We start from the raw sequence: 20,212 nt of genomic DNA, 5'->3' as shown, positions 1-20,212 counted from the left end.
TCTAAAAGCGGCGCACCAGGAGGTCTGCATGTTGTTTGGACATCGGTTCGAGCGCACCGCGCAGGATGACCTGTACATCCACTCGCGCAATCTGGTGCAGAGCGCCTTCGTGCTGCTGACAGGCGCGCTGGCCTTCATCTTGCCGGTGGCGTTAGCCGTGTTTGTGATCGCTGATGAAGGCTCGCCCCTGACTGACCTCGATCCGCTGACTTCACTGCTGATCGTGCTCGGGCTGCTGCTGATTCCGGCACTCGGCCTCCTCCTGATGGTGTACACCGGCATCCGCGAGACCTTGCTGTTATCGCGACGCGACGGTGAAGGCAAGTTCCGCACTCGAAACTTTTTTGGGCGTCGCGAACGTGTGCATTCGGTCTTTAAAATCGATACCCCCAAATGCCTCGAACTTCGCCGCCGCCAAGATGGCGAGCCCGCCTACACCCAATTGTGGCTGGTGATGCGCGATGGCAGCGAACACCGCCTGACGACCGACAACGTTCCGGTAGTGCAGGGAAATCAACGCACCAACGTATGGCTGCGTGAGCTGGCCGACTACCTGAACGTGGCAGTACCCACCGAAGTCGTGGTGGGCTCGGCGGCGGGTGTGACGAAGGCAACCTACAGGCCTGCTCCAGCCCCAACCAGCGGTAAAGCGGTGAGGGAAGCCAGGCAGCGCAAAGCCAAGGGGCTCACGCCTGCCCATGAATCCACCCAAAAACTCGGCACGCCCGCACGCGCCCTGCTCCTTCTAATGGGTGTTTTCCTGGCACTATTGGAGCTGAGTCGCGTCATCGCATTGGTGCCTGCTCTGTTTGCCGGGCGGCTGCGTGTCGGCGGTCGAACGGGCACGACCACCTTCTACTGGGCCGAGCAACCGCTCACCTTCTCATTCAACATGCTGGTGGGCATGGCCGAGGTGTTGATCATCGGATTCATCGCCTGGGGTTGTCTGCGCATGGCGATCCGGGGCCGGATGAGCTCCAATCCCTGAAGGTGGTCAATTCGATCACCGCTCGGTCAGAAACGGTGAGCAGGAAGCTGTCCCGTCCATATGGTAGACCCTCGGTTCTTCCGAAAAATAGTCCTCCAAACCCATCATGAACATCCGATGGTCTTCACTCTCTTCGAAACCCGGCGTGTGATCCTCGAGTGATTGCCATCGTACGATCAGGTTGAATTGCTGGGGGGACTCAATCCCTTGCGCTAGCAGGTGACCGCAGTAACCCTTTGCCCGGGTGAGCAAAGGAGCAACCTCGGCAAATGCACGCCTGAACATTTCAATGCGTTCTTTGTGAATGGGGAGCAGAGCGATCTCATAAATCATGGCGTTCCTCGAACATGACTTGAACGGTTAACAGTACGCACTTACGCGATGAGCGATGGCTCGACTGCGATCGCGATTTTTCCTTGAACGCCGTTGTTGGGGCTCTCCAACCGGGCATGGGCGAGCGCAATGTCGGCAAGCGAATAGACAGCGCCCACATGTGGCCGCAGCTGACCTCGCGCGACCAATGTGCTCAACTCATCGAGCTTGCCGCGGTTCTGTCTTGTGAAAACGAAGTGATAACTCGCGTTCTTGCCCCAGGCCTGGACAAGGTTTTGTGGCTGTGCAATGTCCACGATCGAGACAACTCGGCCAAGCTGTGCCAGCGCGTCGGGGCTGCGCGACAAGGTATTGCCGCCGATGGTGTCGAACACTACATCCACTCCGCGGCCACCCGTTTCCCGCATGATGGCGTCGACGTAGTCCTCCTTTTCATAGTCGATGACCACATCGGCTCCCAGGCTTCGCACGAACTCAGCGTTTATCTCGCGCACGGTCGTGAACACCCTTGCTCCAATGGCTTTTGCCATCTGGATCGCCACATGACCGACGCCTCCCGCGCCGCCGTGGATCAGAATGCTTTCGCCCACTCTGAGCGCCGCACGCACGATCAGCGCTTCCCATACCGTCCCGCCAACCAAGCTCAGACTTGCCGCCTCTAGATGGCTTAGCGAGGGCGGCTTCTTCCCGATGATGGTTTCGGCAGCAACGTGGTACTCGGCATAACTGCCTGGCCCGTCAAATATTTGCGGGGTGTACCAGACTTCGTCTCCTGGAGCGAAGGTTGTCACGCCTGGCCCAACTTCTTCGACGACGCCCGATACATCGTGTCCGGTAATGGCCGGCAGTTGCACCAGGTCGGGATAATCGCCGCGTCGAACCTGGTAATCCAACGGGTTGATGGAGGTTGCGTGCACTCGGACCAAGACTTGTCCGGTGTGCGGTACGGGCTTGGGCACATCGCGGAGCTCGAACGATCCCGACCCGCCGAATGATTTAAGTACCATTGCTTTCATCGTAAAATCCTCGAATCTACAAAAAGGAATATCGAGATATCTCGATATGTTACGGTAAAAAAAACTACAGTTCTTTCCCTATGACCTCGGCAAGCGCGCTGATGGTTGCTTCATTGCGCTTGTAGTAGGTCCACTGACCGATACGCCGGACTTCGACCAAGCCCACTCGTTGCAGCGTTGCAAGGTAACCAGACACCGTTGACTGCGACAGTCCGATACCTTCTTGAATACTACTGACGCAAACACCCACCGTGAGAACGTCACCTTCATCCTGTGGAGGGAAGTTCTTTGCGGGATCCTTCAAGCCTTTCAAGATTTGCAGGCGTGTAGGGTTTGAGAGTGCTTTGAATATTTCGATCAAGTCCATGGCCCTAGAATATCGAGATTTTTCGATATGTCAATACGATGTTTCGCTCCCCTCCCGGCAACCCAACATCTTGGGCAGCATGCCAATAGAGCCATACCCACCACTCCACAGAACCCTCAAAGCCACCTTTAAATGGCAGAATCTCCTTAATTGATCGTTTTGGAGACCCCCATGCTTCGCGTGTTTGAACAAAGACTCGACCCCTTCCCGCCCGACGAGGTACCGCCGCCACCCGCAGGCCTGGCTCGGTTTCTGTGGGCGTGCACACGGGGCGCCCGCGGTTACATCCTTGCGTTTGCACTGCTCAGCGCCGCTGTGTCGATCTACGAAGCCTGGCTGTTTTCTTTCCTCGGTCAGGTCGTGGACCTGCTCTCGACCTGGCAAGCCGGTGGTGAGGCGGCGGCGCAGGAAAGTCGCGTGCTGTGGGGTATGGGTATCGTTATGGTGGCCAGCATCGGGCTGGTGGCGTTGCGGACCATGGTGCAGCACCAGGTATTGGCGATCAATCTGCCGTTGCGGCTGCGTTGGGACTTCCACCGCTTGATGCTGCGGCAAAGCCTGTCGTTTTTTTCCGATGAGTTCTCCGGCCGCGTCACCACCAAGGTGATGCAGACGGCGCTGGCCGTGCGCGACGTGCTGTTCACCCTGATCGAGATCGCCCCCGGCATCGGCGTGTATTTCATCGCGATCATCGCATTGGCCGGCGGCTTCGCCCTGAAACTGATGTTGCCTTTCCTGGCCTGGATCGTGCTGTTCGGGCTGGCCATGCTCTACTTCGTGCCCCGCTTGGGGAAAGTCGGACAGGAACAGGCCCATGCGCGCTCCTCGATGACCGGACGCATCTCGGACGCCTACACCAACATCACGACCGTGAAGCTGTTCTCCCATTCCAATCGTGAAGCGCACTTCGCGCGCGCGGCCATGGAGGATTTCAAACAGACCGGCTTTCGCCAGATGCGCCTGGTCAGCCAGTTCGAAATCGTCAACCAGGCGTTGGTGGTGGGCTTGATCATGGCCGCTGGCGGTTATGCGCTTTGGCTGTGGCACCAGGGCGAAGTCGGCGCCGGTGCCGTGGCGGCAATCACCGCCATGGCGTTGCGTATCAATGGCATGTCGCACTGGATCATGTGGCAAATGACCTCGCTGTTCGAGAGCATCGGCACCGTGCAGGATGGCATGACCACCCTGACCCGCGGCCCCAAGGTGCAGGACGCGCCGGACGCCGGGGTGCTGGTGACCTCTGGCGGCGCGGTCACCTTCGACAATGTGGGCTTCAACTACAACGGTGAACGCCAGGTGCTCGATGGCTTGAGCCTGAACATTCGCCCGGGCGAGAAAATCGGCCTGGTAGGCCGCTCCGGCGCGGGCAAATCCACACTCATCAACTTGCTGCTGCGCTTCTATGATGTCGACAGCGGGCAGATTCGCATTGACGGGCAAGACATTGCGCACGTGACGCAGGACAGTCTGCGCAGCGCCATCGGCATGGTCACCCAGGATACGTCCCTGCTGCACCGCTCCATTCGCGACAACATCGCCTACGGCCGCCCCGACGCAAGCGACGCACAAATCCGCCGTGCCGCGGCCAATGCCCAGGCCGATGAGTTCATCAGCCAACTGAGCGACCGCCAGGGTCATAGCGGCTACGACACCCTGGTGGGCGAGCGCGGTATCAAGCTGTCGGGCGGCCAACGCCAGCGCATCGCGATTGCCCGAGTGATGCTCAAGAACGCCCCGATCCTGCTCCTTGACGAGGCGACCAGCGCGCTGGATTCGGAAGTCGAAGTGGCCATCCAGGAAAGCCTTGATGAAATGATGCAGGGCAAAACCGTCATCGCCATTGCTCATCGACTGTCGACGATTGCGGCGATGGATCGACTGATTGTCATGGACGATGGACGCATCATCGAACAAGGCACCCACGCTGAATTGCTCGCCAAGAACGGTATTTATGCGCGGCTGTGGCACCATCAGAGTGGTGGGTTCCTGGGTGAGGATCGGTGGGTGCCTGAGGCTATGGATCAGGTGTGAGCGTGGATGGCCTGGGGTGATCCGCAAATGGGTGCTTTGGATCGTGAGCTGTCCTTCACAACGGGCAGCTTTCGGCCAGAAGCTGACGGTCGTGGTAGAGGCCCCATTGCCGAGATCCTCCATTTCTGCCTACCGCTTTTGTGCGGGTTGCTTTGATAACCGTAGTAATCGCTCCCTGAAAGCAGTCGCCGAAATGAGAGCCATAATCAGTGGCCAATTCAACTTGGTAGAGCCCTGCTCGAAAAAGACAGGAACGAAACGAGCCTTTCCACGCTCCCGATTCTTGGATATTCTGCTAGCTAAACAAGCCATTGATGGCACCTAACTCGCTTCTATTAAAGGGTATCGTGTGGCAAGCCTAAAGGTTTTTATCTCATCAACCTGCTACGACCTCCACTCGTTAAGAGGGCAATTGCGAAGCGTAATGTTAGGATTTGGTCACGAGCCCATTATGAGTGACCAAGCCGAAGTTATTTTTGACCCTCAGATTCATACTCATACGAGTTGTCTTCGAGAAGTTAAAAACTGCGACGTAGTGGTTCTTGTTGTTGGCTCTCGGTTTGGAGGAACCATCATCCCAAAAGCACTCGAGCAGATAGATCTTGAAAAAATAGCTGATATGAGTCGCTCGGATAGATTTGGTGAGGGTGGATACAAGATTTCAATAACTCAAGCGGAGATTTTACAAGCCATACAACATGGAATCCCAGTATTTGCTTTTGTTGACTCAGGAATCATGAGAGATCATTTAACCTACGAGAAAAACAAAAACAAGGACATAATTAAAGAGATTGAATTCTCATCGATAGATAAACCGGAAACTGCCGCTTATATTTTTGAATTCATTAATTTTTTGCGATTAAGGAACGAAAATAACAGTATTTTTGAGTTTTCAAGATTTGAAGATATTGAGATCCAGCTAAAAAAACAATGGTCAGGTCTTTTTCAAAGACTGCTGAGCGAGCAGCGCTTAAAAACCACTGATGGTAGAAGCATTGACCTGCTTAGCAGCCAAATCGCAGATCTGAAAGCTGCCGTGCTAGGTTCCATCTCTAGTGGCGAACTGAAAGAAACTGCCAAAGGAGCGATTCGCTTTCGTACACTTGTTGACTTTACGTATAGTCTGATAAACGAAATAGCGCCTGAAAAATTTGACACCTTGATTAAGTCTACTGACTCACTGAAGCAAATTTTATCTGAGTTAGGCATTGCCAATTTTGTTCAGCCGGATCGGACAAGGGATAGATTCTTCGCAAACAGCTCTATTCTAATCAACACTAATGGCACATATTTTCGGGTGCGAATCCCTTTGCATCGAATTTATCGCCTCCAAGAAGAATGGAATGACTTCAAAGAACTAGGGGAAGAGGCTAAGTCTGCGATCATCAATGCAATACTTGATAGTCGGACTGGAAGAGCAACCCCGCTTATTATTCACTTTAATGAGCCATATATCGAAGACAATTCCGGGCCATCTGATGGCGTAATTGATGTTCGCGACCCAGAGGTATCTTTTCTGGACTACGTAAGCACACAAGATGCTCGCAAAGAATTAATTCACAATTTATTGATTTCATTTATTGATTCCGATCCAGTTATGTCAAAGATCAGTATGGAGATACAGGTTCGGGCGGAAGAGGTTCTTGTAATTAAGAAAACAGGCGAAGAAGAAATGAGATTTACCTTTCCCTATAAAATATTTCAAGGAACTGATGTAGCCACTGTTGTAGGCTCCATAATAAGTCGAATGAAGATTGCCATGTTATAACTGCGAATTAATCGATTTCGCCCTGCTCGACAATTGACTATCTGTTCATATTCAAGAGCTACACCCCGTGGGGCGGCCTTTATCCAATAGCATCAATTAAAAAAATGCAAAAGCGCTCACTAGGAATTTGGCAGATTCCAACGACAGTTTTGAAATTTAGAGCAGGCCTGTGTAGAAGTCTTGGTGTGATGACTGCTTTGGGTCGATTGTAGCCAGTCGCGAAAGACCCGAATCGACCCAAGCTGGCGGTCGTGCATATTCAAGTCCAGGCCGATAGCTATACTCAATTCCGAAGCGCAGTTGGTGACAGGATGTCGGATATTCATGAGCTCGTTGCAGGCACCAAGTCGCCTGCATTTAGGTATGATTTCGTGAAACTTCACCTTCTTGACGGGGAAAACTGCTAATGCAGCAGCTGCGTAAAGACAACCACTACGTCCCCAAGCTCTACCTGAAACAGTGGGCGCATGAAGGTCAAATTTCTACTTACCGATTATTGGTTCCTAGCGAAAACGTTCCCCTTTGGAAGAAGCAATCCCTGAAAGGAATTGCTTACCATCAGCACCTTTACACTTACCTGGCGGGTCAAGAGGAGACGGATGAGTTCGAGCGCTGGCTCGACAGTGAATTTGAGAGTCCTGCAGAAGAAGCAATACGTCGAGTTGTTCGAGAAGATCGCATGTCTCCCGAACAATGGAGAAGGCTGGTACGTTTCGCGGTTGCTCTAGATGTCCGCACCCCGGCTCGCCTTAGGGAGTTCTTGCGTCGCCAGAACGAGACATTGCAGACATTGATGAATGAGACTATGCAGCGCTCTGTTTACATAATGGAAGAAGCCGCTAGGCGAAATGAGTCACTACCAAGTCCTTCGGAGGAAAGCGACGCCCTCTCGCTCTTCAAGATATCCGTTGAGGCTCTACCAAGTGGAGGCGGCCAAGTTAAAGCGGAAACCATTATTGGAAGGCGACTGTGGATTTGGCAGATGAAGCACGTACTTACAAAAACGCTCGGCCGCTTACCTGCCCACAGGTGGACTATCTTGCATGCTCCCGCAGGTGTGTCTTGGCCCACATCTGATAATCCGCTGATACGTCTTAACTTTCAGGATTCAAAGAACTATGACTTTGGTGGCGGTTGGGGAATCAAGAACGGCGACATACTCCTACCTTTGAGCCCAAAACACCTGCTCTACACCTGCATTGGTAACAAGGTTTGGTCGCGAGGCACTTCACCTGATGTTAAGACAGCCGGGCTAATACGAAAGATCATCATCGAGCATGCGGATCGCTACGTGTTCGCTCAAGAACCAGGTGACATACACTTGATTCGACCCAGACTAGTTTGCCCAACGACCTTTAAAAATGAGCTGTCCGCCTGGGAGAACTGGCATCCTGAACAGTGCCAAGCTGAAAGAGAACTTCAGAGCTGACCAGAGTCGGGCAGAGCTCAAAAGATCTGTTCGCACCCTTCACGCTTGGTACCTGAAACTCGTAGCGGCGACCGAGCCAAGCAGTATAATTGTTTAAGTCTTATATGGTGACCCCGCATGCTGGAATTTTCCCTAATTACCGAAAAATACCAGCCGTCCTACATTGAGCATCATTTTAGCTCTTTGGAAGGGCTGCACGCATTTTCGACCACGTTTTTCAAAGATGTCGCAGAAATTTATGATGCGCTCACGAGGGTGCGTAACATCCAGCGCAACCCCACAGGGTATTCGATTAACGACGCTCCTATCCTTGGACTTTTGGTCCGAATATCCAAGCTGCTCAAGGAATGTGTGAAGTACCACGAGCAGGACAATGCCGAGGTGATCGCAATTTTTGAGCGTCCCCTTATCGAAGCGACAACTCTCGCCAGCTATCTAATGCTGAATGGTGATGCAGTGATTGCTGACTACCGAAAATGCTCTTACAAAGATCGGCTTAGACTTCTCAGAGAACTGGAGGAAGGTTCCCCGTTCTTCCACACAAAAGCGGGTAAGCGTTTACTAGCCGCAGTCGTAGAAAAAATGGATTTTGAAGGCTTAACAAAAGACGATTTTGCAGAGCAGAAAAAAAATAGATGGCGTTTACAAGGCAAAAGCTTCCGCAGCATTTTCGCTGAAATCGAACACGATGATCTGTATCCCGCCACCTACGGCATGATGTCCGAATCAATTCATGGTTCTTGGAATGAATCTATGGATTGGGGCTTGGTGCGAAATGAAGACGGCACGTTTTCGGCCTTCACTGATTACCACCCAGCCGACATAAGATTCGTGGCTCCGATTGTAAAATTTACTATCAAGCCTTTCAGGCTTTGGCTCCAGCGGATCGATGTTTCAAGTAGTGATCTTCAGGACACGGTAGATTGGATTGAACGGGTTAACAACCGTCTTTTCCTCACGTTTGATAGCCTATATAACGGCGAATACGACGCAAAGACCAGCAAACAAATTTAGTGGAATGGGCTCTTTCGCCGACCTCGTTTTAGGGGGGATGGAGGGACCGCTTTTGGCCGATAGCGACGAAGCACCTGGACGGTCCCCCCTGCCCTCCCGCAACGTGGAGGACATGTCGTGCACGCCACCATCAACCCTGGAACAAGGGAAAGCTCGTCGAACAGAAGGCCCCGCTCCGCCCCAGAGATATTTGGGCAATCCGGGGCAGGTTTCAGCTAGCAGGGGAAAACACGAGATCTCGCTCTCTTTGATTTGGCAATCGACAGCAAGCTACGAGCCTGTGATTTAACCAAGCTGCGGGTACGAGACATAGCACACGGGGCGCACGTGTTGTCACGAGCCATCGTAATGCAACAGAAAACCCAGCGCCCAGTGCAAATTGAAATCACCGTACAAACCGTGACGCACTTGTAGACTGGATACATCGGGCAGACCTCAGTAACGAGGATTTTTGTTCCCGAGCCGGTTGCATGACATCGTAGAACGAGGGCGATTCAAGGTTTGAGCGCACCGTACGACGGTTGCGACTACACCGTCGCTCTCTGGCCATATGGAGCCAGTTGGATGCGCCTAGAAAATCGGGTGCGATTCACACCTAGAGCATTCCTCCAGACAATCGTGATTTCGTTTCCTTCCCTCTCACGTATCATATCTGGCCTCGCAAACGCGGAAACCACTCTTCATCAAGGAATAGACCAACGTCATGCTATGGAAATCCAATAAACCCACCGCCGTTTTTGCTGCTATCGCCATTTCAACACTGCTTGTCGGATGCACCACGGGACGTTATGACGGCACCCGCCCGCCGGACCCGACCAAAGCCATCATCGTTGGCTCCATTACTGAAGGCTTCCTGACGCAACCCCATGGCCTGATGGTGCATATCCGAAAAGTCGGGGAGCGATACACTACCGTTCCGTTGGCCACCTTGAATGCCGAAGACGATCAACCGTCTCCAAACCGGCTTGGCAACCTTTTCATGTACGAAGTGCCAGAGGGCGACTATGAAATTTACCAATGGAACTACGAATATTACCGAGGCGAAACGGCGCCCCGGACAAACCCGGTGATTTTCAGCGTGAAAGCTGGCGAGACCGCCTACATCGGCGACTTCTCCGCCAATGCCCTGACCTTCTGCCTGTCTAACGTCAACAACGCGGAAACGACTGTAGCCGCCTTGAAGCACAAGTACCCGGTGCTCGATGGCCGCACCGTACAGAATCTGACATCCCGGACGGCGTTCGAGCCTTGGCCCGATTCCGATGCTCGCGATAACGGTAAAGGTCTTTGCAAATTCTGAGGCAAGCCAGCCATTCTTAAGCGATAACCCCCTCCGGAGCCCGCCATATTTTCAAGCAAACGCGACAGCGTAAGTATCGAACGCTGACTGGTTCCGGCCAAAAGCAATGGGATGGGTCGTTTTCTGCCTATCGCGACGAGCAGAAAACGGCCAATAGCGGACCTAGGAAAAATTTACCCTAAGCAGCCGTTGGCCCCAATGCCAACGCGTATGGCATTTTTTGTTTTTATACCGCACATTTAGCGAATGGCGTCTTCTCGCGATCGCATTGCCAGTCGCAGTGTTTGAGGGAATTAAAGTGACACGTTCAGCACGTAAGTTGGCCTCTACTTTAGTTGTTGCATGTGCCATCACAATCGCGCTTCAGTGCATGGCGGAATCGACTCCTTCTAACGTGGAATCGCTAATTATCGGCGCCAACTGGAAAGAGGCATCGCGGGCGATTTTCCTGGAAACCAAGTCGGTGGACCGTTTTGAGTGGACCATCCCCACAGGACAGGCCAAAGCTGGCTTTCTCGAAGATGCCCTCGATACGATTGCTGGCATGCCCCCGAACACGCAGCCTGGAGCACTTCTGGCACTTGTTGTCGATGTCCCATCAATTTCGCCGGAAATGAAAGCGGGGTTGGTTCAACGGGCATTAGATGCAGCCAGTAAAATTTCTGGAAAATATGCGAACTACCTGAAATCCGGGGATTTTACCAAGGTCGCACTTTTCTATTCTCGGAACGGTGCAGAGTCTGAAACCCGAGCAGTCTTTGAAGAAGCGCTAAGAGCCGCCGAGAGCGGTATAAATGAAGAAGGTAGTGGTGGATACCGACAGGTTACTGAAGCCATGGTACGCGAATCTACTGGTAACCGGGACTGGATGATTGCGTTAGTAAAGCAACACCTTCAGCGCACAGAGAAATCGGCCAAATCTGCATTTGCCTATCGAGATCTAGCCCAAGTCGCAGTACGGCTTCAAAGAAATGAACTGGCCATAGACCTCATTGAGCTAGGTATCTTATCAGCGAATACTATCAACCAAGCTCCTATGCAGAAGTTGGCGCTTGAGAGTTTGGCTAGTGTTGCAGCAGAGGCGGGGTACACCAAGAGGCTGCCAGAGAAGTCTCCGTACGCAGTTGCCATTCAAGAGGCAAGGTCTGGTAATCCGCAAAAGGCTTACGCGATTGTTTCAGGGCTATCATCGAATCTATACGTTGACCATGCATTAGACGCCTTCAAGAGCGTGTTCGAAGATGCGGTGAGACGGGGAGACCTGGCCACGGCGCTCTATTTTGCCGAGCATCCGGTGAGAAAAATTTCCTGGGTAGAGTCCAATTTCTGGCGACAAGTTGCTGAGATACAGGTAAAAAATGGAGTAAGAAAGGATGCTGCGGCTAGTTACCACCGGGCAGTACTAGCGATTTCAAATAGTCCGGAAAAAATTCGTTACTTTGAGGAAGTAAAAGCAACGGTAGCTCTTGCGGAGTCCATGCGTCAAAACGGGCTTGATGCGGAAGGCGGTAAAGCAATCCTTGATGCTCTGGCCATGATTGACCTGATTCCAGAAAGACTTGCAGATGACCGTATCAAAGCATGTACGTTACTTTCCGAAGCACTTTGGCGCAGTGGAATGTACGCCGAGGCGAAGCAGCAAATTCTTCGAGCCTACCGGCTCGCTAACAGTTATGGAGGCAAGGCGGGCTCGGAGAAAAGTCGTCTACTTTCCGGAATAGGACGAGCCACCTCGACATTCATCCCCCAAGCTGGTGAGCAGTGGGTGTCAAACAACAATCAGAAGAAGTCAAAATAAAGTTCGTCATTCGAGGGGAGTCCGCACGGCCGCTTTCATAACAAGCGTCTGACCGCTTAGGGTCGGAAGCAGCCCTTCGCTTCCGACCCGATCCATCTTGGGAAAAATGGAATCTATTCCACCGAACGCTTACCTAGGGTCGATGACATCCAGCGCCCGGTTTGCCAATAGCAGACCTAGTTCAATCAATTGTTGCAGCCCTAGTGCAACATGCCGTCGAGAATCCTCCAGATCGAACGCTAAATCGTTGGCCATGGCATTGGCGGAGGCTAACGTTTCGCTGAGGTTGGCCAACAGGCTTTCAGCATCGACGCCCTCCACGACGGTGAATAGCTGGTCCGGAGGTGGCTTCTTGTCAGGCTGGGCGGGTTTGGGGTTCAGATAGGAATCGATGACACGTTCGGCGTTGGCGTCGGCCGCGATGTCCAGGTGCAGCGGTGGAACAGGTGGGTCGGGGATGAGTTTGTCCATATGGACCTCCTAACGTCAGTCGGATCCGCCACTGTTCGCGACTAAACGAAGTGGGGTGGCGGCTGTGCGCAGGTTAGTCGACCGGGACGTTAGGAAACCGGCGCACTCGAAAGTGCCCTGCGCACAGCCACCATAAAATCAGCGAGAAAATCGTAGCCTGACTTCAAGGAGACCTTGCGCCTAACGAGATACCGAGCGACTAAACCCGACCGCTGAATTGGCAGCGGTGGACAAAGACTAGGCACCGAAATCAGCAGGCGCAAGGGACTGGAATTTTCTAGGAAATGTCCTGCAAGTCAATGGGCAATATTCGCTCCGTCGATTCCTACGAGAAGCTCGTACAACCCTTCCACCACCGAAACCCTGCGCTGCGCGACGGGTGCGATGTGATTGGAAGACCACAACCATGGCTCAGCCAATTAATACAACAGATGCCATAATCCAAGCCTGCTCATACCTGAGACGGATCAATGACCACCGAACGCTACGACCAACTCGCCATCTTCGCCGCCGTCGCGCAGGAGCGCAGCTTCACCCGCGCAGCGGCCAAGCTGGGCATGTCGCAGCCGGCGCTGAGCCGGGCGATGCGTCAGTTGGAGGAGCGGCTGGGGGTCAGGCTGTTGTCGCGCACCACTCGCAGCGTTGCCCCGACCGAAGCCGGCGAACATCTGCTGCGGGTGGTCGCGCCGCGGTTCGAAGAGATCGATAACGAGATGGCGATGCTCAGTGCGTTTCGCGATAAACCGGCGGGTAAATTGCGCATCACCGCGGGCGAGCACTCCGCAATCACGATCCTGCAATCCGTGCTCGCCAGGTTGTTGCCTGACCATCCCGATCTCAATATTGAAATCATCGTCGACTACGGGTTTACCGACATCGTCGCGGAGGGTTTCGACGCCGGTGTGCGGCTGGGTCCACAGGTGGCCAAGGACATGATTGCCCTGCGCATCGGCCCCGACATGCGCATGGCGGTGGTGGGCTCGCCGGCGTATTTCGCCCGGCATGCCAAGCCGGTCATTCCAGATGACCTTACGGCGCACAATTGCATCAACCTGCGCATGCCGACCCATGGCGGCCTTTATGTCTGGGAATTCGAGAAAAACGGGCAGGAATTGAAAGTCCGGGTAGAAGGCCAACTGGTTTTCAACACCATTGCGATGCGCCTGGAGGCCGCGCTTCAAGGGTTGGGGCTGGCCTTCATGCCGGAGGACCTGGTGCAGGACGCCGTCGCGCAAGGCCGGTTGATTCGGGTGCTGGAAGATTGGTGCGAGCCGTTCTCCGGCTACCACCTCTACTACCCCAGTCGCCGCCAAAGTTCACCGGCCTTCACGTTGCTGCGCGAAGCCTTGCGTTATGAAGGTTGACTGGCCTGGACGGTGTCCAACGCGTCACTGGCACGCTTGGCCGCGGCGGCGTCGCCCTGCTCGCCCAGTAACTGGATCAACTGCCGCAACTGGGCAGCGCTCAAGCCGACTCGCAGGCTGGCGGCCATGTGCGAGCGCAGTTGCGACTCCACGCCGGGGGTGACCGCCAGCGCGGCGACTGTCGCCAGCTCACGGCTTTGCCAGTCCAGGTTGTCACGCTCGAAAATGTCGCCGAACAGGTGCGTCTGCAAGTACTGGTTGATGACCGGGACGAAGTCGAACAACGGCCCTTGGACGGGTGCACCGGCAATGCGCGTCTGATTGGCCTTGCCCGCCGCCAGCAGCGCATCGCCGGTAGGCACCGGGCGAGCGGGCTCACGACCCGGGTCGTCCTGGACGCCGCGCTGCTTGCGAGCCTCGACCACTTTCATCAATTCGCCGAGGGCGTTGAGGCTGCGGGGAAAACCGCTGTAGGCGTAAAGCTGCACCAGGATTTCCTTCGCCTCGCTGACGGTGAAGCCCGCATCCAGCCCTTGGTTCAAGGCCGTATTGAGGCCGGGCATGTTGCTCGTCGCCATGGCGGCGGCAATCAACGGGATGGCTTGCTGCTGGGCCGACAGGGTTTGCGAAACCGCCACGGCCGCAGGCTTGGCCGCTGGCGACGACACTCCAGCGGCGCCGTATTGTTCTTCGCTGACCTTCTCCAGCCACTCCACGTTTTTGCCCTCCACCGTGCCGGTCACAGCCAGGTGGGTCATGGCGCTCGTCGGCGCGGCGCCATGCCAATGCTTGACGCCTGGCGGGCAGACGATCACGTCGCCCGGGCGGATCTGCTGCACGGGCTTGCCCCATTCCTGCGTCAGGCCGACACCGGAAACCACCACCAAGCGTTGTCCGGCGGGATGGGTATGCCAAGCCGAGCGCGCGCCCGGCTCGAAGCTGACGTAGGCGCCGGAGGCATTGATTTCATCGGTTGCCGGGAACAGGGGATCAACCCGCACTCGCCCGGTGAAATAGTCCGCCGGGCCTGCGACTGAAGCCTGGCTGCCGGCTCGGCTGATCTGTTGCGAAGTCCGCGACTCGCTGGTGCTTTCTGTACTGGCGGCGCAGGCAAAAGGCGCCGCCGCGCATAGCGCAAAACAAAGGCTACCGGTTGAACGCAGAGTCATTTGGCTTTCCTCTCGATTGATATCGTAGAGAAACAAATTACCCGCGCCGCATTAATCGATAAACCATCCCAATTACATAGCACTCATATCGCAATCGCATAAATCCGATTTACTTGATCTCGACCCACCGCACGGCCTGTGATCCGTCCAGAGACAGGTGAATGACGGCGGCCCTGCTTGGGAAATTCGGCGCGTCCTCGTCGGTATTCTCCATCACGGGAATGTCGATCAGGGTCTGCTCACCCGTCGGGTCGCTGACCAGCTTGGCATCGAGTTTGTCGATGGCCCGCCAGCTGTCGCCACCAATGCGCATCACGTCCAACAGGCTGTAATGCGGCACGCCTTCTTCGTTCTCTTCGGGTGTGAAGGCCGCCAGGTATTGGCTGTAGTTGTTGCCCATGCCGAAGCCCTCGACGGTGAAGACCGCGAGGGTGACCTGGCTGTCTTCGCCGGTGTCCAGCGTCTGCACCAGCGTTGCTTCGGGGTAGCCGGTGGCGTAGCTGTCCTTGATGAGCGCCACCAAGTGCCCGATCTGTTCTTCCAAGGCTTTGGGAATGGGTGTCGATTCAGCGGCGTGAGTCAGGGTGCAGATGAACAACAAGGCAGCGGTCAGCAGGCGCAATTTCATGAAAGTGAAGTCCGGGTGTCAGGAGGTCGGCGCGCAATGGTAGCGGTTGGCAAGGGATTGGGTGGCGAATTGTTGATGGGTTCTGTCGCGGGATTCACAACCTCGAACGTTGTGGCAAGGTTGCCGAGCATTTTGATGAGTGGGGCACGCCCTGTGCCCCTTACGGCGTCCCGCCCAGCGTCAGGCTTCTGAGCGAATGCGCTCGACCAGACGCGCCTGGAGTGCTTCCAGCTCCTCGGGATCCGCCTTGCCCCTGCCATGCACGCCGGGCGCCTCACCGTCCCAACGAGGGATGATGTGCATGTGAATGTGGTAGACCGTTTGCCCGGCCACAGCACCATTGAACTGCGCGACCTGGACCCCGTCCGGCTGCAACTCGTCCACGATGATCCGCGTCAGGCGCTGCACGGCAGACATCATCGCGCCCAGGACGGCGGGCTCGACCTCAAGGATATTTCGCGCCTGGGAGGCTTTGGGGATGACCAGGACATGGCCGCGCGATTGAGGAAAGAGATCCAGGAAGGCCAACACATCGGCGTCTTCGTAAATCTTGTAGCACGGCGCATCGCCGCGAAGGATCAGCGCAAAGATGTTCTGCGGATCGTAATGACCGTGGAGACTCATGATCACTCCTTGAATGGGTTTGGAGAGGTGGGTTGCCGGTAAGAGATTTAGCACAGTCCAGGGGCAACGTCTTGTCGAGGGCTGCTTGAACACCGGGACTGGGCCTGCTGGGGAAGGTGTTGGATCAGTGGGGATCGGTGCTGAATGCCGGGCCGCCATCGCGAGCAGGCTCGCTCCCACAGGGGGATTTGTGGAGGTCACTCAATCACAGCCCACCGCCGATCCATTGTGGGAGCGGGCTTGCTCGCGAAGGCGGCGGACCTGTCGGCATCGTAGTTGATTGACCCACCGCTTTCGCGAGCAAGCCCGCTCCCACAGGGGACTTGTGGTGATTACCCACTTACAAGTCCACCGCTACCCCATTGTGGGAGCGGGCTTGCTCGCGATGGCGGCGGGTCAGTTGGCATCGGTGCTGGATGCCAGGCCGCTTTCGCGGGCCTCCTTCAGCGTAACGGCAATTTTCTGCTGCAACTCACTTTGCGAAAATGGCTTGTGCAGGACCGGGCACCCGACGTATTCGGCTGGCAGTCCGCTGGCGCCGTATCCGGTGCTGAACAGGAAGGGAATATGGCGACCGCGAAGGATTTCGGCCACCGGAAAAACCCGCTCGCCAGCCAGGTTGACGTCCAGGATCGCCAGGTCAATCTGCACCGAGCCGGCCATGTCACATGCAGCAGCGAGCCGAGCGACCGACGCCACCACCTCGCATCCGAATTCCTCCAGCATCTCTTCGATCAACAGGGCAATCGCGCCTTCGTCCTCGACGACCAGCACCCTGACGCCAGCAAATGGGGTCATGCCCCGGTCATCCCAATCAGGAACGAAAAGCGGCAGCAAACGCCTTGCGGAGCGTAGGTGAGGTCGAACTGGCCGGCCAAGTCGCGCTCGATGCAGCGCTGCATCAAGCGTGAACCGAGCCCCTCCCGTTCCGGCGGTGACACCGGCGGTCCTCCTTGTTCGCGCCAGTCGAGGGTCAGCAACGTTCCGTCCGCCTGGGCTTGCAGGTGCCAAGTGACGGCAAGCGTCCCGGTCTCGACCGACATTGCCCCATATTTCAGCGCGTTGATCGCCAACTCATTGAGGGTCATCGTAAGGTTGAGCGCCACGCGAGTACCGACGTCCACAGAAGAGCCTTCAATCACGAAGCGACCAGGCTCATGCCCAAACACCGGCATCAGCACTTCGTGGGCCAGGGTGTCGAGCGGCGTCTGCCCCCAATGCCGTTTCGTCAAGAGATCGTGTGCCCGCGACAACGCCAGGAGCCTTGCCTCGAAACGCCTGTAGCCGTCTTTCGCATCCTCGGCATTGCGCGCCGTCTGGGCCGCCAGCGATTGCACCGTGGCCAGGGTGTTCTTGACCCGGTGATTGAGTTCATCGATCAGCGTCTTCTGTCGATATTCCGCCTGCTTTCGCTCGGAGATGTCGACCAGCATGTTGATGGCGCCCACCAGGTTTCCATCGGCATCATGCAAAGGCGTGGGATAAGGCGTGAACGGAACGCGGCTACCGTCCGGCCGTTCTGCAACGGCCTCGACGCCGCGTATCGGCCGGTTTTCCTTCAGGGCCACCGCCATCGGGCATTGATCGTGGGGTAGCGCGGTGCCGTCCGTATTGAACAGTTTCCAGGTCACGCACCACATGTCGCCCAACTGAGGCATGCGCCCGGACAGTTCGACAGCGGCGCGATTGTAGAAGGTGATGCGGCCATCCGCGTCGGTGGTGTACACCGCGGCAGGCAACGCCTCGAGCAGATTGCGCATGTGCCGTTCGCTTTCACGGATCTGGTTTTCCATCCGCCGCGCCAGCGTGACGTCCTGCAGCACTCGCACGCCATAACGAAACGTACCGCTGGCGTCCCTCACCGACGAGCTATGGATGTCGAGGTAAACCACCTCGCCATCGGGCTTCAGGGCGCGCTTGCGCAGCACGTAGTTATCCAGCTCACCGGCCACCTGGCGGGCGTACAACCCCGCGTCCTGCGGGATGCAATCCGGGTGGGTATAGTCCAGGAATGTCATCGACAGGAGCTCTTCCCGCGAACGGCCCAGCATGTTGCACAGGGCGTCGTTCACCCGGAGCAAGCGCCCATCCATATCGACCTCGGAAATCCCGATGGTCACCGCCTCATAGGTCGCCGAAAGCCGGTCATCGCTCTCCTGGCGCGCCGCCTCCGCCGCGTGAACGCAGCTCCTGTCGAGGGTGAAGCAGCGTGTATTGAAGAGTTTTCCGTCCTCGAACCGGCCATTCGAAGTGATCGTGACATGCTTGATCGAGCCATCCTTGGCCCTCAGTCGCGCCGGATAGCTTTGCAGGCAGTCGCCGCTGCCCAACTTGGTGAGGATGTCACCAATGACCGGCTCGTCGACATGAAACTCGGTGATGTGGCGACCGATGTACTCGTCCGCCGAATAGCCCAGCAGCGCCAGCTCCGCCTTGTTGGCGCGCAGGATGATGCCCTCGCCACTGACGATATGCAGGCCCACGGCGCTGTTTTCGAAAAAGTCTTCCAGGTCGGCACTCTTGCGCCGAAGCTCCTCGGCCATGGCATGGTGCGCCGAAACATCCTGGAAGCAGTTGATCACCCCTTGAATGACGCCCCGCCAATCCCTGAGGGCGCGGATATTCATCAGCGCCACGAACCGCGAGCCATCCGGGCGCTGGATGAGCACTTCCTGATTACGCGAGGCAATGCCGGTATCGAGTGCCGAGGCCGTCGGACAGTGTTCGAATGCCAGCGGCGTACCGTCGGTCAGGAACAGTCGATGGGCGCCGCAGAAACGGTCAGCGTTCTCTCCAAGTGCTGGCGCCCTTCCCCACAGCTCGGCCGCCTCGCTGTTGTACCTGACGAGCCACCCCTGGCGATCACAGAGGTACACGGCACCGGGGATGGCATCGAGTGCGCTCGTCCCCATCGCGATCAAGCTTTCGTACTCGCTTGGCGCACGCGTTTCCCTGGGTAGCTCTTCAATGTTCGACATCAGTCATCCTCAAACCGCCTGAATGGAGTCTAGATCCCTATTCACTGGGCGAGTTCAGGAAAACTTGACGTCACCGGCCGCGCGCCTCAAAACCTGAATAATGCCTGGGGTGCCTGGACCAATAACGCCTGCATCAGCGACGCCGAACATTCCAATGCGCGCAACTGCCCCATGACCGTTTCGAAACCGACATGTTCTTCATGCTGCGTGTGCGGCCAGTCGCTGCCCCATACCAAGCGCTCGGGGCCAAAGCTGTGTTCCAGCAACGTCAACGAGGCGCGGGCGAACTCAAGATTCTGCGGCGCCGTTGCGCCCAATCGATAGATGCCGGATACCTTCATCCACAGGTGCCCGCCCTGCCCCAACTCCATCAATTGGGCAAAGCCAGGTTGATCGAGGCCCAAACGCGCATCCGGGCGACCGAAGTGATCGACCACCAACGGGATGCCAAATGGCAACAGCTGATCAATCAGCCCCGGTAAGTCCATCAGGTTGGCGTGCAACTCGACATGCCAACCCAGTTCTGCGAGGTGCCCCAAAAAACCGTTCCAGGCAACGTCGCGAAAGTCAGGCAAGGCTTCGCCCATCAGGTTCAAGCGAACACCGACCACGCCCAACCGGGCCATGTCATCCAGCTCGGCGCGGCTGATATCTCGCGCCACCACCACGACCCCGCGCAATTGCGCTGGCGCCTGCCGCAGCGCGGCCAGCAGGTAGCGGTTATCGGTGCCAAGAAAACTCGGCTGCACCAGCACGCCATGGCTCAAGCCATGGGCGTGCAAGTGGCCCAGGTACTGGGCGAGCGTGGCGTCATAGTCGGGTGTGTAGCGCCGGACAGCGGCCAGTTCCAGCCCGCGGCTGAATACGTGGGCGTGACAGTCAATGCCGGTGATCGGCGTAGTACGGGTATCAACCATGGGTTTCATCTATCGAA

At 56.1% G+C, this 20,212-nt stretch carries 18 protein-coding genes and 1 pseudogene; 9 read left to right on the top strand and 10 right to left on the bottom strand.

The features are described from left to right. Positions 1-28: 28 nt before the first annotated feature. On the top strand, positions 29-988 hold the full coding sequence (locus CFII68_RS22290; RefSeq protein ID WP_018602193.1) for a hypothetical protein: 960 nt from the start codon (positions 29-31) through the stop codon (positions 986-988). A 15-nt stretch (positions 989-1,003) separates the two neighbouring features. On the opposite strand, the gene CFII68_RS22295 is transcribed toward CFII68_RS22290, so the two are convergent. From CFII68_RS22295 to CFII68_RS22305, 3 genes are all read right to left on the bottom strand, one after another. After that, positions 1,004-1,321 carry an antibiotic biosynthesis monooxygenase gene (locus CFII68_RS22295; protein WP_018602191.1) on the bottom strand — a complete coding sequence of 106 codons (318 nt, stop codon included), beginning with the start codon at positions 1,319-1,321 and terminating at the stop codon, positions 1,004-1,006. 41 nt (positions 1,322-1,362) lie between these two features. Beyond that, a complete protein-coding gene (locus CFII68_RS22300) occupies positions 1,363-2,337 on the bottom strand; it encodes a zinc-dependent alcohol dehydrogenase family protein (protein ID WP_018602190.1) in 975 nt (324 codons plus the stop codon). A gap of 64 nt (positions 2,338-2,401) precedes the next feature. After that, positions 2,402-2,704 carry a helix-turn-helix transcriptional regulator gene (locus tag CFII68_RS22305; RefSeq protein WP_018602188.1) on the bottom strand — a complete coding sequence of 101 codons (303 nt, stop codon included), beginning with the start codon at positions 2,702-2,704 and terminating at the stop codon, positions 2,402-2,404. A gap of 171 nt (positions 2,705-2,875) precedes the next feature. Between CFII68_RS22305 and CFII68_RS22310 the strand changes: the two genes are divergently transcribed. The 7 genes and pseudogenes from CFII68_RS22310 to CFII68_RS22330 all read left to right on the top strand — a co-directional run bounded on the left by CFII68_RS22310 (position 2,876) and on the right by CFII68_RS22330 (position 12,044). Next, positions 2,876-4,735, top strand: a complete 1,860-nt coding sequence (locus CFII68_RS22310) for an ABC transporter ATP-binding protein (RefSeq protein ID WP_018602186.1) — start codon at positions 2,876-2,878, stop codon at positions 4,733-4,735. A gap of 349 nt (positions 4,736-5,084) precedes the next feature. After that, complete coding sequence (locus CFII68_RS0125780) at positions 5,085-6,503, top strand: DUF4062 domain-containing protein (protein WP_177325031.1); 1,419 nt, start codon at positions 5,085-5,087, stop codon at positions 6,501-6,503. A 406-nt stretch (positions 6,504-6,909) separates the two neighbouring features. Beyond that, positions 6,910-7,932, top strand: a complete 1,023-nt coding sequence (locus tag CFII68_RS22315; RefSeq protein ID WP_018602183.1) for a DUF4238 domain-containing protein — start codon at positions 6,910-6,912, stop codon at positions 7,930-7,932. 117 nt (positions 7,933-8,049) lie between these two features. Beyond that, positions 8,050-8,946: a DUF5677 domain-containing protein gene (locus CFII68_RS22320; protein WP_018602180.1), complete on the top strand. Its 897-nt coding sequence runs from the start codon at positions 8,050-8,052 to the stop codon at positions 8,944-8,946. A gap of 74 nt (positions 8,947-9,020) precedes the next feature. Next, positions 9,021-9,418, top strand: a pseudogene (locus CFII68_RS27785) (integrase); the annotation flags it as partial. Between the two features lie 231 nt (positions 9,419-9,649). After that, complete coding sequence (locus CFII68_RS22325) at positions 9,650-10,246, top strand: hypothetical protein (protein ID WP_018602179.1); 597 nt, start codon at positions 9,650-9,652, stop codon at positions 10,244-10,246. A gap of 298 nt (positions 10,247-10,544) precedes the next feature. Beyond that, positions 10,545-12,044: a hypothetical protein gene (locus CFII68_RS22330; protein WP_156886078.1), complete on the top strand. Its 1,500-nt coding sequence runs from the start codon at positions 10,545-10,547 to the stop codon at positions 12,042-12,044. 129 nt (positions 12,045-12,173) lie between these two features. Here CFII68_RS22330 and CFII68_RS22335 read toward each other — a convergent pair whose 3' ends face one another. Beyond that, positions 12,174-12,515 carry a DUF6124 family protein gene (locus CFII68_RS22335; RefSeq protein ID WP_018602175.1) on the bottom strand — a complete coding sequence of 114 codons (342 nt, stop codon included), beginning with the start codon at positions 12,513-12,515 and terminating at the stop codon, positions 12,174-12,176. Positions 12,516-12,985: 470 nt separating this feature from the next. On the opposite strand from CFII68_RS22335, the gene CFII68_RS22340 reads away from it, so the two are divergent. After that, positions 12,986-13,879 (top strand): LysR family transcriptional regulator, encoded by an 894-nt coding sequence (locus tag CFII68_RS22340; protein WP_018602173.1) that lies wholly within the window; start codon positions 12,986-12,988, stop codon positions 13,877-13,879. On the opposite strand, the gene CFII68_RS22345 is transcribed toward CFII68_RS22340, so the two are convergent. The 6 genes from CFII68_RS22345 to CFII68_RS22370 form a co-directional block, all read right to left on the bottom strand. Then, complete coding sequence (locus tag CFII68_RS22345; protein WP_018602171.1) at positions 13,867-15,048, bottom strand: carboxymuconolactone decarboxylase family protein; 1,182 nt, start codon at positions 15,046-15,048, stop codon at positions 13,867-13,869. The genes CFII68_RS22340 and CFII68_RS22345 overlap by 13 nt on opposite strands. A 109-nt stretch (positions 15,049-15,157) precedes the next feature. Continuing rightward, the gene (locus CFII68_RS22350; RefSeq protein ID WP_018602169.1) at positions 15,158-15,676 is read right to left on the bottom strand and encodes a hypothetical protein; all 519 of its coding nucleotides are present in this window, start codon (positions 15,674-15,676) and stop codon (positions 15,158-15,160) included. A gap of 180 nt (positions 15,677-15,856) precedes the next feature. After that, positions 15,857-16,300 (bottom strand): HIT family protein, encoded by a 444-nt coding sequence (locus CFII68_RS22355; protein ID WP_018602167.1) that lies wholly within the window; start codon positions 16,298-16,300, stop codon positions 15,857-15,859. A gap of 396 nt (positions 16,301-16,696) precedes the next feature. Next, positions 16,697-17,098 carry a response regulator gene (locus tag CFII68_RS22360; protein ID WP_018602165.1) on the bottom strand — a complete coding sequence of 134 codons (402 nt, stop codon included), beginning with the start codon at positions 17,096-17,098 and terminating at the stop codon, positions 16,697-16,699. Continuing rightward, a complete protein-coding gene (locus CFII68_RS22365; RefSeq protein WP_018602162.1) occupies positions 17,095-19,278 on the bottom strand; it encodes a PAS domain S-box protein in 2,184 nt (727 codons plus the stop codon). Before CFII68_RS22365 ends, CFII68_RS22360 begins: the two co-directional genes overlap by 4 nt. An 86-nt stretch (positions 19,279-19,364) precedes the next feature. After that, positions 19,365-20,195 (bottom strand): amidohydrolase, encoded by an 831-nt coding sequence (locus CFII68_RS22370; RefSeq protein WP_018602159.1) that lies wholly within the window; start codon positions 20,193-20,195, stop codon positions 19,365-19,367. Between the last annotated feature and the right edge of the window lie 17 nt (positions 20,196-20,212).

The sequence above is a fragment of the Pseudomonas sp. CFII68 genome, from assembly GCF_000416195.1.
GTDB classification, from domain to species: Bacteria; Pseudomonadota; Gammaproteobacteria; order Pseudomonadales; family Pseudomonadaceae; genus Aquipseudomonas; species Aquipseudomonas kilonensis.
This window is presented reverse-complemented; position numbering and strand designations above follow the sequence as displayed.

Coding starts and splice junctions, on each gene's coding strand:
- CFII68_RS22295 (WP_018602191.1), bottom strand. CDS start 1,321: ATGATTTATGAGATCGCTCTGCTCCCCATTCACAAAGAACGCATTGAA.
- CFII68_RS22365 (WP_018602162.1), bottom strand. CDS start 19,278: ATGTCGAACATTGAAGAGCTACCCAGGGAAACGCGTGCGCCAAGCGAG.
- CFII68_RS22335 (WP_018602175.1), bottom strand. CDS start 12,515: ATGGACAAACTCATCCCCGACCCACCTGTTCCACCGCTGCACCTGGAC.
- CFII68_RS22340 (WP_018602173.1), top strand. CDS start 12,986: ATGACCACCGAACGCTACGACCAACTCGCCATCTTCGCCGCCGTCGCG.
- CFII68_RS22310 (WP_018602186.1), top strand. CDS start 2,876: ATGCTTCGCGTGTTTGAACAAAGACTCGACCCCTTCCCGCCCGACGAG.
- CFII68_RS22300 (WP_018602190.1), bottom strand. CDS start 2,337: ATGAAAGCAATGGTACTTAAATCATTCGGCGGGTCGGGATCGTTCGAG.
- CFII68_RS22305 (WP_018602188.1), bottom strand. CDS start 2,704: ATGGACTTGATCGAAATATTCAAAGCACTCTCAAACCCTACACGCCTG.
- CFII68_RS22370 (WP_018602159.1), bottom strand. CDS start 20,195: ATGGTTGATACCCGTACTACGCCGATCACCGGCATTGACTGTCACGCC.
- CFII68_RS22345 (WP_018602171.1), bottom strand. CDS start 15,048: ATGACTCTGCGTTCAACCGGTAGCCTTTGTTTTGCGCTATGCGCGGCG.
- CFII68_RS22355 (WP_018602167.1), bottom strand. CDS start 16,300: ATGAGTCTCCACGGTCATTACGATCCGCAGAACATCTTTGCGCTGATC.
- CFII68_RS22290 (WP_018602193.1), top strand. CDS start 29: ATGTTGTTTGGACATCGGTTCGAGCGCACCGCGCAGGATGACCTGTAC.
- CFII68_RS22360 (WP_018602165.1), bottom strand. CDS start 17,098: ATGACCCCATTTGCTGGCGTCAGGGTGCTGGTCGTCGAGGACGAAGGC.
- CFII68_RS22315 (WP_018602183.1), top strand. CDS start 6,910: ATGCAGCAGCTGCGTAAAGACAACCACTACGTCCCCAAGCTCTACCTG.
- CFII68_RS22325 (WP_018602179.1), top strand. CDS start 9,650: ATGCTATGGAAATCCAATAAACCCACCGCCGTTTTTGCTGCTATCGCC.
- CFII68_RS22320 (WP_018602180.1), top strand. CDS start 8,050: ATGCTGGAATTTTCCCTAATTACCGAAAAATACCAGCCGTCCTACATT.
- CFII68_RS22350 (WP_018602169.1), bottom strand. CDS start 15,676: ATGAAATTGCGCCTGCTGACCGCTGCCTTGTTGTTCATCTGCACCCTG.